This is a genomic window from Streptomyces sp. NPDC007896, from assembly GCF_042959425.1.
Taxonomy (GTDB): Bacteria; Actinomycetota; Actinomycetes; order Streptomycetales; family Streptomycetaceae; genus Streptomyces.
The window spans coordinates 239603-253932 of sequence record NZ_JBIBKX010000015.1 but is presented as its reverse complement, the minus strand read 5'-3'; the positions used below and the strand labels follow the sequence as shown (position 1 = coordinate 253932).

General features: G+C 70.3%; 15 protein-coding genes (1 of these 15 cut by a window edge). 7 read left to right on the top strand and 8 right to left on the bottom strand.

Going from position 1 to position 14330, the window contains the following annotated elements:
• Positions 1-61: 61 nt before the first annotated feature.
• The 6 genes from ACFZDJ_RS39355 to ACFZDJ_RS39330 all read right to left on the bottom strand — a co-directional run bounded on the left by ACFZDJ_RS39355 (position 62) and on the right by ACFZDJ_RS39330 (position 6367).
• Positions 62-898: an undecaprenyl-diphosphate phosphatase gene (locus tag ACFZDJ_RS39355; RefSeq protein WP_097283436.1), complete on the bottom strand. Its 837-nt coding sequence runs from the start codon at positions 896-898 to the stop codon at positions 62-64.
• A gap of 93 nt (positions 899-991) precedes the next feature.
• Positions 992-1366, bottom strand: coding sequence for a fluoride efflux transporter CrcB (gene crcB / locus ACFZDJ_RS39350; RefSeq protein ID WP_390931626.1), 375 nt, complete (start codon positions 1364-1366; stop codon positions 992-994).
• A gap of 2 nt (positions 1367-1368) precedes the next feature.
• Positions 1369-1743, bottom strand: coding sequence for a DUF190 domain-containing protein (locus tag ACFZDJ_RS39345; RefSeq protein ID WP_384913359.1), 375 nt, complete (start codon positions 1741-1743; stop codon positions 1369-1371).
• Positions 1740-2216 (bottom strand): fluoride efflux transporter CrcB, encoded by a 477-nt coding sequence (gene crcB, locus ACFZDJ_RS39340; protein ID WP_390931624.1) that lies wholly within the window; start codon positions 2214-2216, stop codon positions 1740-1742. Before crcB (ACFZDJ_RS39340) ends, ACFZDJ_RS39345 begins: the two co-directional genes overlap by 4 nt.
• Positions 2217-2630: 414 nt before the next feature.
• Positions 2631-4193 (bottom strand): glycosyl hydrolase 53 family protein, encoded by a 1563-nt coding sequence (locus ACFZDJ_RS39335; protein WP_391066281.1) that lies wholly within the window; start codon positions 4191-4193, stop codon positions 2631-2633.
• Positions 4194-4345: 152 nt separating this feature from the next.
• On the bottom strand, positions 4346-6367 hold the full coding sequence (locus tag ACFZDJ_RS39330) for a beta-galactosidase (RefSeq protein ID WP_391066278.1): 2022 nt from the start codon (positions 6365-6367) through the stop codon (positions 4346-4348).
• A gap of 186 nt (positions 6368-6553) precedes the next feature.
• Between ACFZDJ_RS39330 and ACFZDJ_RS39325 the strand changes: the two genes are divergently transcribed.
• The 6 genes from ACFZDJ_RS39325 to ACFZDJ_RS39300 all read left to right on the top strand — a co-directional run bounded on the left by ACFZDJ_RS39325 (position 6554) and on the right by ACFZDJ_RS39300 (position 11699).
• Entirely contained in the window at positions 6554-7873 is a 1320-nt protein-coding gene (locus tag ACFZDJ_RS39325; RefSeq protein WP_391066275.1) for an extracellular solute-binding protein, read from the top strand.
• A complete protein-coding gene (locus tag ACFZDJ_RS39320) occupies positions 7870-8793 on the top strand; it encodes a carbohydrate ABC transporter permease (RefSeq protein ID WP_168506231.1) in 924 nt (307 codons plus the stop codon). Before ACFZDJ_RS39325 ends, ACFZDJ_RS39320 begins: the two co-directional genes overlap by 4 nt.
• Positions 8790-9695 (top strand): ABC transporter permease subunit, encoded by a 906-nt coding sequence (locus ACFZDJ_RS39315; RefSeq protein WP_390931617.1) that lies wholly within the window; start codon positions 8790-8792, stop codon positions 9693-9695. The genes ACFZDJ_RS39320 and ACFZDJ_RS39315 overlap by 4 nt, the downstream gene beginning before the upstream one ends.
• Positions 9692-10723 (top strand): LacI family DNA-binding transcriptional regulator, encoded by a 1032-nt coding sequence (locus ACFZDJ_RS39310; RefSeq protein WP_099924312.1) that lies wholly within the window; start codon positions 9692-9694, stop codon positions 10721-10723. Before ACFZDJ_RS39315 ends, ACFZDJ_RS39310 begins: the two co-directional genes overlap by 4 nt.
• Before the next feature lie 155 nt (positions 10724-10878).
• Positions 10879-11232: a VOC family protein gene (locus tag ACFZDJ_RS39305; RefSeq protein ID WP_168506238.1), complete on the top strand. Its 354-nt coding sequence runs from the start codon at positions 10879-10881 to the stop codon at positions 11230-11232.
• A gap of 71 nt (positions 11233-11303) precedes the next feature.
• The gene (locus ACFZDJ_RS39300; RefSeq protein ID WP_384913385.1) at positions 11304-11699 is read left to right on the top strand and encodes a MarR family winged helix-turn-helix transcriptional regulator; all 396 of its coding nucleotides are present in this window, start codon (positions 11304-11306) and stop codon (positions 11697-11699) included.
• A 57-nt stretch (positions 11700-11756) separates the two neighbouring features.
• Here the strand turns inward: ACFZDJ_RS39300 and pqqB are convergent, their stop codons facing one another.
• Positions 11757-12656 carry a pyrroloquinoline quinone biosynthesis protein PqqB gene (gene pqqB / locus ACFZDJ_RS39295; protein ID WP_390931615.1) on the bottom strand — a complete coding sequence of 300 codons (900 nt, stop codon included), beginning with the start codon at positions 12654-12656 and terminating at the stop codon, positions 11757-11759.
• Between the two features lie 51 nt (positions 12657-12707).
• On the bottom strand, positions 12708-13820 hold the full coding sequence (locus ACFZDJ_RS39290) for a hypothetical protein (RefSeq protein WP_391066272.1): 1113 nt from the start codon (positions 13818-13820) through the stop codon (positions 12708-12710).
• Between the two features lie 159 nt (positions 13821-13979).
• Here ACFZDJ_RS39290 and ACFZDJ_RS39285 point away from each other — a divergent pair, with 159 nt between their 5' ends.
• Positions 13980-14330, top strand: partial view of an FAD-linked oxidase C-terminal domain-containing protein gene (locus ACFZDJ_RS39285; RefSeq protein ID WP_391066269.1) — the 5' portion only. The gene runs 144 nt beyond the window's last position; only the first 351 of its 495 coding nucleotides appear in the window; its start codon is at positions 13980-13982; its stop codon lies off the right edge, out of view.

Genomic DNA, 14330 nt, shown 5'->3' with positions numbered 1-14330 from the left:
TTCAGGGGGTGCGAAGCCTGTAAACCGGCTTCGCACCCCCTGTGAGCTGCTGTTTCCGCGATCAGCCGGCGAGGGTCCCGCTCGCCAGCAGCCCGAACAGCGCCAGGCCGATCACGATCCGGTAGATCACGAAGGCGTTGAAGGAGTGCTTGGCGACGAACTTCAGCAGCCAGGCGATCGACCCGTAGGCGACGACGAAGGAGACGATCGTGCCGACCGCGAGCGGCGCGGCGCCCACCCCCGTACCCAGGGCGTCCTTCAGCTCGTACAGACCGGCGCCGGTGAGGGCGGGGATGCCGAGGAAGAAGGAGAGCCGGGTGGCGGCGACCCGGTCCAGGTCGAGGATGAGCGCGGTGGACATCGTGGCGCCGGAGCGCGAGAAGCCCGGGAAGAGCAGTGCGAGGATCTGCGAACAGCCGACCAGCATCGCGTCCTTGAAGGACGTGTCGTCCTCACCGCGCTTGTGCCGGCCCATCTGGTCCGCCGCCCACATCACACCGCTGCCGACGATCAGCGAGCCCGCGACCACCCACAGGGAGCCGAGCGCCCCGTCGATGAGCGGCTTGGCGGCGAGGCCCACGATCACGATCGGGATGGTGGCGTAGATGACCCACCACGCGAACTTGTAGTCGTGGTGCTGCCGCTCCTCGGGATTGCGCAGCCCCCGGCCCCACGCCGAGACGATCCGCACGATGTCCTTGAAGAAGTACACCAGTACGGCGGCGATCGCGCCGACCTGGATGACCGCTGAGAACCCGACGACGGCCTTGTCGTCGACCGGGATGTTCATCAGCCCCTCGGTGATCTTGAGGTGGCCGGTGGAGGAGACGGGGAGGAACTCGGTCACTCCCTCGACGACTCCGAGGACGACGGCCTGACCGACGTTGATGACGCTCATGGGATCCAGTTCTGGGTCAGAGGGGCTGGTGGTGAGGAGGGTTGGTCGACAGTGCTGTAGACAGTCTTACTATGCGCGAGTGACGTCCGGTGCCTACGCCCACAACGCCTGGGCGAACGAGACACCCGCGAACGCCGCGCCGAGCCCGGCCGTGACGCTCACGAGCACGTTGGCCGCAGCGTAGAACCCCGCGCCGGTCTCGGTCAGCCGTAGTGTCTCGTACGAGAACGTCGAGTACGTGGTCAGCGCCCCGCACAGGCCGGTCCCGAGGAACAGCTGAAGGCGGGAACCCGCGGCCCCCGCGGCGACCGCGCCGGTCAGCAGGCCGAGGATCAGACAGCCGACGACATTGACCGCGAAGGTGCCCCAGGGGAAGACGGTGTCATGCCTGGTCTGCACCGCACGGTCGGTCAGATGGCGCAGGGGCGCACCGACCATTCCGCCGACGATCACCAGCAGCCAGTTCACAACTACCTCTTACCTTTCTTGCCCGTTTTGCCGGATTCGGCGTCTCGGCCCGCGTACCTGATGACCTCGCAGTCGTCGAGGATCACCAGCCCCTCCCCGACGAGTTCGTCGAGCTGGGGCAGGAAGGCACGGAGGCGGTCCTCAGTGTCCACGATGACGATCGCCACCGGCAGGTCCTCGCTCAGTGACAACAGCCGTGAGGTGTGGATCAGTGAGGAGGCGCCGAAGCCCTCGACACCGCGGAAGACGCTCGCGCCGGCCAGGCCCGCCGCGTGGGCGCGGTGCACGATCTCCGTGTACAGCGGCTTGTGGTGCCAGACGTCGTTCTCGCCGATGAAGATCGTCACCCGTAGGGCGCTGCCCGTCAGCCGTGTCATCGCTGCCTCCGTACCAGGGCGCGGCGGGTCGCGGTCACCGCGAGCCACACCGCCGTGAGCGCCGCGCACACAGTCGCGACGAGATAGGCGAGGCCGGTTCCGGGGTGGCCCGAGTCGACCAGTTTCTGGATGTCCACGGCGTACGTCGAAAAGGTGGTGAACCCGCCCAGCACACCGGTGCCGAAGAAGGGCCGCACGAGTCGGTGGGCCGCCCACACGTCCGTGATGACGACCATGAAGACGCCGATCACCGCGCAGCCGATGACGTTGACCCAGAACGTGGTCCAGGGGAACCCGCCCGTCTCCACGGGCCACAGCCGCGCGGCCCCGTACCGGGCGGTGGCGCCGATGGCTCCGCCGAGCGAGACCATCGCCACGACCGGGGCCTGGCCGTGCCAGGGGGACGCGGGGCGCGGGGCCGGCCGTGCGGCGGCTGTCGGCGCGTCGACGCGCTCGGGATGCGGGACTGTCATGAGGCACTTCTCCTACTCGCCGGGCCCGGGCCCCCGGGCACACCTCATCGCAAGTAGGGACCGTTGGCGGCATCAGCGCCGCGGTTCGGGTACGGCGGGCCCCACCGCCGCGCCGCGACACATGATCGCGGCCGCTGAACAGGGTAACGCCGACCCCACCGCCCTCGCACACCCGACCGGGTCGCGCGGCCCCCCGCCACCCCTCCCGCGCTTCCCCTCCCCCGACCGCCGGCGGGAACCCTCAGCATCTCGTCCCCCCTGCCTTCGTGATGGTGGCGCTGTGTCACCACTGTCCCGCGGCCCGGGTGGCTCGCACGGGACTTCGGGGCCTTCGCGCGGCCCGGAAGTCCCAGGCACACCACAAGGGCCCGGCTGCCTCGGCGGCCGGGCCCTCATGTCATCGGCGGTGGCTGATCAGCGGTGGCCGAACTGCGACATGGCGGGCAGCGCCTTGTCGTCGAAGCCGAACAGCGCCTGGTTCTCCCACCCGTTGCCGGACGTGGCGTCGGTCGGGTCCCAGCCGTTGCCCGTGACGGCGGTCCAGGTGGCCTCCCAGTAGAAGACACCGAGGCCGCGGCCGTTCGGGACGGCCTCCACGACGTTCATCACGTCCCGTAGCCACGCGGACTGTCCGGCGGTGGTGGCCGGGTAGCCGGAGACCAGCTCACCGGTCGTGTCGATCTGGTTGACGAGCGAGTCGTCGCTGTCGAGACGGAAGGGGTAGGCCGTCTCGGCCAGGAACACCGGCTTGCCGTAGCGCGCGGCCGCGTCGTCCAGGGTCGTCTGGAAGTCGGAGAGCGGGCCGTGCCAGTAGCCGTAGTAGGACAGGCCGATGGCGTCGAACTTCACGCCGTTGGAGACCGCGTTGTCGAACCACCAGCGGGTGCCGGACAGGTCGCCGCCCTTGGCGAGGTGCAGCGCGACGGTCGTCGACGAGCTGACGGCCTTGACGGCGTCGTAGCCGGAGTTGAGGAGCCCGGCGAGCTGCGACCAGTTGTCGGTGGAACCCTCGGACCACAGCATGCCGCCGTTGATCTCGTTGCCGACCTGGACCATGTCGGCGGTGGTGCCCTGTGCCTTCAGCGCGTTGAGGACGTCGTACGTGTGGTTGTAGACGTCCGTCTTCAACTGGCTGTAGGAGTGACCCGCCCAGGCGGCCGGCTTGGTCTGGGCGCCGGGGTCGGCCCAGGTGTCCGAGTAGTGGAAGTCGACCAGGAGCTTCATGCCCTGCGCCTTGATGCGCTTGGCCATCGCCAGGACGCGCGTCTTGTTGTTGTAGCCGTCGGCGGGGTTCACCCAGACCTTCAGGCGCGCGTAGTTCATACCGGCGGACTTCAGGATGGCGAGCGCGTCACCGGTGGTGCCGGAGCTGGTCCTGTAGACGCCGCCGAGGGCCTCGCTCTTGGCGAGGGAGGAGATGTCGGAGCCCTTGACGGACAGCCCGGTGGCGCTGCCGGAGGTGAACGTCAGGTCGTCGACGTTGATCCAGTTGCCCGCGTTGGCATCGGAGTTGATGCTGATCGTGCACTGGTTGCCGGTCACCGCGACGGGGACGACGAGGTGTATCCATCCGCTGCTGGAGACCGGCAGGTCGGTGCGCTGCTCGGTGCCGCCGCAGTTCTTCAGCGCGAGGTAGGCGGAGTTCTGGCCGCCGCCCGAGCGCACCCAGGCGGTGAGCCGGTAGTTCCCGTTGGTCAGTCCGGAGAGGTACTGGTACGTCTCCACCTTGTAGGCGGCGGAGGAGTACTGCGTGAGGCGGTAACCACCGCTGTGGCCCCCGGCCTCCACGTAGGAGGCGCCGGTGTCGCCGTACTCCGACCAGCCGGCGGGCGTGGCCGTGCCGGCGCCGTCGGCCTCGAATCCGGCGTTGGTGAGGGTGCTCGCCGCCCGTGCCGTCTGCGCGGGCAGGGCGGTGAGGGCCAGCCCGGCCGCGAGCGGCAGCAGCAGGGTCCTGAGTGTGCGTCTGGGATGGAACATCTTCGTCCGTCGTCCCTTCGACGTGATGGGAATGGGGGTGCCCCCGGAGTGGCTCTGGGGGGCGACCCCTCCGCCCGCGGCTCTCGTGGCACTCACGGGCGGAGGGGAGTTCGGCTCGGCCGCCGGGTCCTGAGGCCCGGACGGCCGTCGGCTCAGCCGTCGAGTCGTACGACCCGGACGGCCCCCGCGGGCAGCGCGAGGCGGCCCGCGGCGCGTTCGCCCGTCAGCAGCTCGGTGCCGGCCGCGTCCAGGGGCACCTTGGCATCCGACGAGGTGTGGTTGATCGCGAACAGGAAGGTGCCCGACTCACCGCTGCGGCGCACCACTTCGACGTCGCGGGGCAGGTCGGCGCGCGGCGCGATCCGCGCGTCGTCGGACGCCCAGCCGATGAGGGCGTCCAGGCCCTGCGCGCCGAGGCGGGTGGAGACGTACCAGGCGGAGCCCGCGCCGAGGCGGTGGCGGGTGACGGCCGGGTGACCCGCGGTGAGTCCGTCGGCGTACGTCCACACGGTCTCGGCGCCGCGCGGCACCACGAACTCGGTCCAGACGTCGCCGGTGAGCTCGGAGCCGTCGGGGCCAGTGATCCGGACCCGGTCGTCCTTCAGGAGCGGCGAGAACTCCTCGACGGTCAGGCCGAGCACGTCCCGCAGCGCACCGGGGTAGGCGCCCTCGTGCACGGCGTCGTGCTCGTCGACGATGCCGGAGAAGTACGAGACGACGAGGGTGCCGCCGTGTCCGACGTACTCCCTGAGGTTGTTCCCGGCGGCCTCGGTCATCAGGTAGAGGGCGGGGACGACGACAAGGGGATAGGCCGACAAATCGGCTTCCGGGTGGGCGAAGTCGACCGTGAGGTGACGGTCGTAGAGCGCCTCGTAGAACGCGTCGGCGCGCTCGCGCGGGTCGTGGTCCTCGCTGGGGCGCCAGTCGAGGGTCTGCGCCCACCAGGAGTGCCAGTCCCACAGCACGGCGGCGTCGGCGACGGTGCGGCTGCCCTTGACCGAGGTCAGCGACTCGATGGACGCGCCGAGTTCGACGACCTCGCGCCAGACCCGGGAGTCGGTGCCGGCGTGCGGCAGCATCGCCGAGTGGAACTTCTCGGCGCCGCGCCGGGACTGCCGCCACTGGAAGAACATGGCGCCCTCGGAGCCGCGCGCCACGTGCGCGAGGGAGTTGCGGGCCATCTGGCCCGGGGACTTCGCGGGGTTGCGGGGCTGCCAGTTGACGCCGGACGTGGAGTGTTCGAGCAGCAGCCAGGGCGCGCCGCCCGCGACGGAGCGGGTGAGGTCGGCGGCCATCGCGAGGTTGACGTGGGTGCGGCGGCCGTCGGTGATCAGGTAGTGGTCGTTGGTGACGAGGTCGACCTCGCGGCCCCAGGCCCAGTAGTCGACGGAGTCGCACTGGCTGAGGGCGGTCATGAAGTTCGTGGTGACCGGGATGCCGGGGGCGAGGCGGTGCAGGATGTCCCGCTCGGCGACGAAGTTCTCGCGCATGGTCTCGTCGGCGAAACGCTTGTAGTCCAGGGCCTGGGCCGGGTTGCCGACCGTGGGGGTCACGCGCGGCGGGTTGATCTGCTCGAAGTCCGCGTAGCGCTGGCCCCAGAAGGCGGTGCCCCAGGCCTCGTTGACCGCGTTCACGCTCCCGTACGTGCGGGCCAGCCAGCGCCGGAAGTGGGCGGCGCAGGACGCGCAGTAGCAGGCGGAGACGGGGACGCCGTACTCGTTGTGGACGTGCCACAGGGCGAGTGCGGGGTGGCCGGCGTACCGGGTGGCGAGCGCGGTGGTGATGCTCGCCGCGACGGCGCGGTAGTCGCTGTTGCTGTGGCAGATGGCGCCGCGCGAGCCGAACTCGTAGCGGGTTCCGTCGGCGGCCACCGGCAGCGCCTCGGGGTGCTCGCGGTAGAACCAGGCGGGCGGCGCGACGGTCGGGGTGCCGAGGTCGGCGCGGATGCCGTTCTCGTGCAGCAGGTCGAGCAGTCGGTCCAGCCAGCCGAAGTCGTGAGTCCCCCGGGTGGGTTCGAGCAGCGCCCAGGAGAAGATCCCGACGCTCACCATCGTGACACCCGCCTCGCGCATCAGCCGGACGTCCTCGCGCCAGACGCTTTCCGGCCACTGCTCGGGGTTGTAGTCCCCACCGAAGGCGAGCCTGGTGAGGCCCTTGGGTGTGGTCTCCGGCATGGATCTTCTCCCGTTTAATCGATCATTTGGGAACGTGCACACACTCGATCAGCGGCGCGAGCCCAACATAACCGCACAGCAACAACCATTGACAAGTGTCCAGGATGTTTCTCTACTGTGAACGCTCACAGAAGCATGGCACGGTCGCCGCAGCAGGCGGGGGCCCAGGTCAGGGGAGAAAGATCCATGCCAAACACGAAGCTGCGTCGCCTCGTGGCCACCTCCATCGCCGTCACGCTCGGCGGCACCGCACTCGCCGCCTGCGGCTCGTCGGACGACAAGAGCTCGTCCGAATCGGGTCCGGCGTCCCTGACGTACTGGTCCTGGACTCCGGGCATGGACAAGGTGGCCGACCTCTGGAACAAGGGGCCGGGCAAGCAGCAGAAGATCACGGTCACGGTGAAGAAGCAGGCGTCGGGCGACACGCTGGTCACCAAGATCCTCACCGCGCACAAGGCGAAGAAGGCCCCGGACCTGGTCCAGGCCGAGTACCAGGCGCTGCCGACCCTGGTCAGCAATGACGCGCTCGCCGACATAGCGGGCGAGTCGAAGGACGCGAAGAGCAAGTTCGCCGACGGGGTCTGGCAGCAGACGACGCTGGGCTCGGACTCGGTGTACGCGATCCCGCAGGACATCGGCCCGATGATGTTCTACTACCGCCAGGACCTCTTCAAGAAGTACGGCCTGACGGTTCCCACGACCTGGGCGCAGTTCGCCGAGACCGCCCGCGCGCTGAAGAAGAAGGCCCCGGACAAGGACCTGACCACCTTCTCCGCCAACGACTCCGGCCTCTTCGCCGGTCTCGCCCAGCAGGCGGGCGCCAAGTGGTGGACCGCCTCGGGCGACAAGTGGAAGGTCGGCATCGACGACTCGGCGTCGGAGAAGGTCGCCAACTTCTGGGGCGGTCTCGTCAAGGAGGGCGCGATCGACAACCAGCCGATGTACACGCCGTCCTGGAACAAGGCGCTGGACACCGGCAAGCAGATCGCCTGGGTCAGCGCGGTCTGGGCGCCGGGCACCCTCACCACCGCGGCCCCCGACACCAAGGGCAAGTGGGCGATGGCCCCGCTGCCGCAGTGGGACAACAGCACGGACGTCACCGGCAGCTGGGGCGGCTCCTCGACAGCCGTCACCACGGACTCGCAGCACAAGGCGGCCGCCGCGAAGTTCGCCACCTGGCTGAACACGGACCCGCAGGCGGTGGCCGCGCTGGCGAAGGAGGGTGGCATCTACCCGGCCGCCACCACCGCGCAGACCAGTGACGCCTTCTCCCAGCCGCCGGCGTTCTTCTCCAACCAGCCGGACTTCTACACGAAGGCCGCGGAGATCGCCAAGACCACCGCGCCCTCCGCCTGGGGCCCGAACGTGAACGTCGCCTACACGACCTTCAAGGACGCGTTCGGCGCCGCCGCCAAGGACAAGTCGGACTTCACCGCCGCTCTGAAGAAGATGCAGGACGACACGGTCGCCGACCTCAAGAAGCAGGGCTTCGGGGTCGCTCAGTGACGACGGCACGTCGGAAGTCGTACGGGGTCAAGGGGGCCCCGTACGCTTTCCTCCTCCCCGCGACGATCCTCTTCGCCCTCTTCTTCGCGCTGCCCATCGGCTACGCGCTCTGGCTGAGCCTGCACAAGGTGCAGGTCAAGGGCCTGGGCCTGGGCTCGGGCGCCCGCAAGGAAGTCTGGGCGGGGCTGGAGAACTACAAGGACGCCCTCTCCGACTCCGAGCTGCTGAGCGGCGCGGTGCGCGTGGTGGGCTACGGCGCCATCGTGATCCCGGTGATGCTCGGCCTCGCGCTGCTGTTCGCGCTGATGCTCGACACGGACAAGGTGCGCCTGGCCCCCTTCACCCGGCTCGCGATCTTCCTGCCGTACGCCATTCCCGGCGTCGTCGCCGCGCTGCTGTGGGGCTTCCTGTACCTCCCGGACGTCAGCCCCTTCTACTTCGTCCTCGACAAACTGGGGATGCCGCAGCCGAACCTGCTGGACGGCGGCCCGCTGTATCTCGCGCTGTCCAACATCGCGGTCTGGGGCGGCACCGGCTTCAACATGATCGTCATCTACACCTCGCTGCAGGCCATCCCGGCCGAGGTGTACGAGGCGGCGAAGCTGGACGGCGCCACGCCCCTGCAGATCGCGCTGAAGATCAAGATCCCGATGGTGGCGCCCTCGCTGGTGCTCACCTTCTTCTTCTCGATCATCGCCACACTCCAGGTGTTCAGCGAGCCGACCACCCTCAAACCCCTCACCAACTCCGTCTCCACGACCTGGAGTCCGCTCATGAAGGTGTACCAGGACGCCTTCGGCAAGGGCGACATCTACTCGGCCGCCGCGGAGGCGGCCATCATCGCCGTCGTCACCCTCGTCCTGTCCTTCGGCTTCCTGCGGGCCGCGAACTCCCGTAACAAGCAGGAGGAAGCACGATGAGTTCTCTTGCCGTACGCAAGGCCGCACCGGCCGCGGGTACCACCCCCGGCACCGCCCAGGGCCCGCCGCTGCGCCGTCGTATCGCCTTCGTCCCCACCCTGACGCTGCTGCTCGGCGCGCTCTACTGTCTGCTGCCCGTCGCGTGGGTGTTGATCGCGGCCACCAAGTCGGGCCGTGAGCTGTTCTCGACCTTCACGTTCCTGCCGGGCTCCGGCTTCACACAGAACGTCAAGGACCTCAACGCCTACCGCGACGGGATCTACTGGAAGTGGATGGGCAACTCCGCCCTCTACGCGGGCCTCGGCGCCCTCCTGTCGACGGCCGTCTCGGCGCTCAGCGGCTACGCGCTCGCGATCTACCGCTTCCGGGGCCGCGAGACCGTCTTCAGCGTCCTGCTGGCGGGCGTGCTCATGCCGCCGGTGATCCTGGCGATCCCGCAGTACCTGCTGCTGGCCAAGGCGGACCTCACGGACTCGTACGCGTCCGTGCTGCTGCCCCTCGTCCTCTCCCCGTACGGCGTCTACCTCGCCCGGATCTACTCCTCCGCGGCCGTGCCCGGTGACGTGGTCGAGGCCGGACGGATGGACGGGGCCAGCGAGTGGCGGATCTTCACCCGGATCGCGCTGCCGATGATGGTGCCCGGACTGGTGACGGTGTTCCTCTTCCAGTTCGTCGCCGTGTGGAACAACTTCCTGCTGCCGTACATCATGCTCAGCGACGACGAGAAGTTCCCGATCACGCTGGGGCTCTTCACGCTGCTCGAACAGGGCTCCAACACCCCGGCGCTGTACACGCTGGTGATCACCGGCGCACTGCTCGCGATCATTCCGCTCATCGCTCTCTTCCTGGTCATCCAGCGATTCTGGAGCCTCGATCTGCTCTCGGGAGCCGTAAAGTCGTGACCATGACCAACGCGGGGGGCAGGCGCAGACCGCCGACGATCCATGACGTCGCGCGCGAGGCCGGCGTGTCCCGGGGCACGGTATCGCGGGTGCTCAACGGTGGGCACTACGTGAGCCCGGCGGCACAGGAGGCGGTCAACGCCGCCATCCGCAGAACGGGCTACGTCGTGAACCGGCACGCCCGCTCGCTGATCACCGGCCGCTCCGACTCCATCGGCTTCCTGCTCACCGAACCTCAGGAGAGGTTCTTCGAGGACCCGAACTTCAACGTCCTGCTGCGTGGCTGCACCCAGGCGCTGGCCGGGCACGACATTCCCCTCCTGCTGATGCTCGCGGGCACCGAGGACGAACGGCGGCGCATCACGCGGTACATCACCGCGGGCCACGTCGACGGAGTGCTGCTGGTCTCCAGCCACTCGGGCGACCCGGTCGCCGAGCAGCTGCGTGAGGCGGGCGTGCCGCTGGTCGCCTGCGGCAAGCCCATCGGACTCGGCTCCAAGGTGAGTTACGTCGCCGCGGACGACCGCGACGGCGCCCGGGACATGGTCAAGCACCTGGTCTCCCTGGGCCGTCGCCGCATCGGCATGGTCACGGGTCCGCTCGACACCCCCGGCGGTGTCGAGCGGCTCGCGGGCTACCGGGAGGTGCTCGCCGAGGCGGGCATCGAGGCCGACGACCGCCTCGTCGCCTCCGGCGACTACAGCCGGGCCAGCGGTGAGGCGGGCGCCGAGCAGCTCCTCGACCGCGCTCCGGACATGGACGCGGTGTTCGTCGCCTCCGACCTGATGGCCCAGGGTGTGCTGGCCGCGCTGCACAAGGCCGGCCGCCGGGTCCCCGAGGACGTCGCCGTCGGCGGCTTCGACGACTCCCCCGCCGCCACCGCGGTCACCCCCGCCCTCACCACCATCCGCCAGCCCTGGGACCGCATCAGCAACGAGATGGTGCGGGTGCTGCTCGCGCAGATAGGGGGCGACGACCCGGCGGCGGTGATCCTGCCGACGGAACTGGTACGACGCGACTCGACCTGAGCCGCACCCGTGCAGAGGGGCGTGCCGGACCCCGCGTCTGCGGCATGATCCGCCGGACAGGCCCTAGGGGCCGGGACCGGTCAGGATTCGAGAAGCCTCCAGGCACTCCCCCGCCCTACCGTGAAAGCACCGGAACACACCACGGAGGAGTCACCATGACCGCAGGGCTGAAGACCATCATCTATCCCGTCAAGGACCTCGCGCGGGCGAAGGCCCTGTTCGGCGCGCTGCTCGGAACGGAGCCCTATGCGGACACCGCGTACTACGTCGGATTCAAGGACTCCGGGCAGGACGTCGGCCTCGACCCCAACGGTCACGCCAAGGGCATGACCGGACCGGTCCCGTACTGGCACGTCGACGACATCCGGGCGACGCTGGCCCGCCTGCTGGAAGCCGGGGCCGAGACGCTCCAGGACGTCCAGGACGTGGGCGGCGGCAGGCTGATCGCCTCGGTCAAGGACACGGACGGGAACCTCGTGGGGCTCCTCCAGGACGGCTCCGGCGAGTAGCCCCGCCGGGTTGTTGCAACCGCACTAGTTGCACACTCAATAAAACCCCGGACCTCTGTTACCGTGCACATATGGCAGTGAACACGGCGAGCGAGGCCCCGCTCGAGGACCGGTGGCGGGACATCCTGTCGGTGCACGCGCGCACGATGTGCGAGATCGACCGTGCGCTGCACCCGCACGGTCTCGGGGCCAGCGACTTCGAGGTGCTGGACATCCTCGTCTCGAGCGAGCTCGCGCACGAGGGCGAGCACTGCCGGGTGCAGAACATCGCCGATCGTGTCCATCTGAGCCAGAGCGCCCTGTCCCGCCTGATCGGGCGGCTGGAGAAGGACGGCCTGGTGGAACGCACCGTCTGTCTGGAGGACCGGCGCGGCGTGTGGGTCGCGCTCACCCGCAAGGGACGCGACCTGCACACCGAGGTACGCCCCCTGCAACGCGCCGTACTGGCGCGCATGCTGAACGCCTAGCGTCGCCCCTCCACACCACGCCCCTCCACACCCCGGGTCCTCCACACCACGAACGCTCTACACCACGAGCTCCGCCCCGTCCGGCAGCACTTCGACCCCCGCCGCGCTCACCCGCGCACGGGCGTCCGAGTCCGGGTCGAGCAGCGGGTTCGTGTTGTTGAGGTGGGTGTAGATCCGCCGGGGGCCGGGGTGGTGGGCGAGGGCCGCGAGGCTGCCGCGCGCGCCCGCCACCGGAAGGTGCCCCATCGCGGCCTGCCGCCCGCCCCGCGAGCGCACGGCCGTGCCCATCTCGTCGGCCGCGTAGAACGTGCCGTCGAGCAGTGCGCAGTCCGCCGAGGCGAGCAGGTCGTCCAGCTCCGGGGTCCAGGCGCCCAGACAGGGCGCGTACAGAAGCACTCCGCCGCCCGCCAGGTCCTCGATCCGGTACGCGGTCACCCAGCGGTCGTCCACGGCGGGGCCGGCGACGTACTTCGGGGCCTTGGGACCGACAGGGTGCGCGGTGACGACCAGACCGCCGGACAGCACGAACCCGCCCTCGGTCAGGCTGTCCGCCCACTCCCAGGGGGCGTAGCGGTCGAGCAGGTCACGCAGTGGGGCCAGGGTGGCGAGGACGGGCGGTGCGGCGTAGACCTTGAGTCCGGCGCCGCCGCGCAGCACGGTCAGCCCGGCGACATGGTCGGCCTCCGCGTCGGTCAGGAGCACGCCCCGTACGGGTGTGTCCCGTGGCCCCGGTCCGGGTGCGAGCGCGGGGGTGGTGGTCAGCTGCGTACGGATGTCGGGCGAGGCGTTGAGCAGCCACCAGTCGCGGGAGTTGCCGCTCAGGGCGACGGACTCCTGGGTCCGCGCGGGCAGCTTTCCGTCGCGGGCGGACGCGCAGAGCGCGCACGCGCAGTTCCACTGTGGGAAGCCGCCACCGGCGGCCGTACCCAGCAGGACGACTTTCAAGGGAACCCCCATCCCTGCGCATCGAACCGTACCCGGGGGATCTTCCCCACTCGGCGGCCAGAACTACGCGGCAGCCGGGGGCAGTTCGGGACGATCTTCGCCCGGGCGCCGGTCCGCGGGGCGCGCGGGCGGGATCGGTGTCGAGGGGAAGTCCCGCGGCCCGGTCCACAGCGCCGGGACCGCGTCGCCGCGGCGGCACAACTCATGGGCGATCGTCTCGTAGTTGACCCGCCAGCCGCGGAAGTGCGGCCACGCCTGTTCGGCCGTCCGCTCGGCGGGGAATCCGGCCGCCTCCACCATCGCGACGGCGGCGTCGAACTCCAGGTGGGTGAGCTGGATCGGGGTGTCGGGTGCGGGGTCGGTGTCGTACGGGAAACGCAGGGAGCGGGCGATGTCGCGCAGCGCGGTGAATCCGGCGCGCAGCATCAGGCGGGCCTCGGGCGGGGCGCTGCTCGGGGTGAGGGCGAGCTGCATGGCGGCCGCGTCCATGACGGCGACGAGGGCGACGATCCAGCTGCGGTAGGGCCGCGGTGAGCGGAACGCGAGCAGGACGGGGTACGTGGAGTGGCTCTCGCCGATGTCGGAGGCGAGCCGTTCCCAGGAGCGGTACAGCTCGGGCAGCGCGGTCTCGGTGTCGACCAGCCACTGCCGGGCGAGGATCTCCGGTCCCCAGGCGGGTTCGCCCGCGCGCGACTGGAGCAGGGTCACCTCCAGCTCGCGGCGGCTGTAGGCGGCGTACAGGGTGGGCAGGTACGCGATCTGGAGGGCGATCACGACCGGTCCGGTGGCGGCCGCGATGAAGTCCACCACGGACAGGTGCAGCCGGTCGCCGCTGGCGAAGCCGAGCGTGAACAGGCTGGAACCCGCCTCCCGGATCGACTGGGTCCAGGTCAGCGAGGAGATGGCGTGCAGCAGCAGTCCGAAGCCGATCAGGACGCCGCCGAGCCAGCTCACGAGCATGCCCATCAGCATGAGCGGGGCGAGCCAGGTCTGCGCGCGGTCGATGGCACGGTAGCCGCCGCCGGGGGCGGCGAGGCGCAGCAGGAAGCGCAGGGAGCGCCACCAGCGGATCACCATCGAGGAGTACAGCCCGCGGGGCACGACGAGGGTGCGCAGGATGCTGGCGAACACCAGCACCAGGAGCAGGCCGCCGGCCACGCCCGAGATCCATTTCATGCGGTCATTCTCACGCCCGGCACGGACGTCTTCAGCGCAACAGATCCCGTACGGCGTCGAAGGCGGCGGTGACGGTCGCCGGGTCGGCGCCTGGGCGGGCCGGCGCGCTCATGGGGATGGGGGTGACCGGGGGCAGCCGGTCTGGGCGCCGTCGACCCGGTGCTGCGGGAGCGCGGCGCGGCCCTGCTGCTGGTGCAGTGCGACGGCGCGGGCGCGGCGATCGAGGCGGAGGCCGTCTGCCGGCTGCTCGCCCCGCCGGCCACGACGGTCGAGACGACGGCGGACCCGGCGGAGGCGCAAGTCCTGCTCGCCGCCCGCCGTCTCGCGCTGCCCGCGCTGGAGCGCCTCGGCCGTCCGCTGATCGAGGACATCGCGGTGCCCCGCTCCCGGCGTGGGGGGGGGGGGCCCGGGGGGCGCGCCCCCCCCCCCCCCCCCCCCCCCCCCCCCCCGACCCCCCCCCCCCCCCCCCCCCCCCCCCCCCCCCCCCCCCCCCCCCCCCCCCCCCCGCAC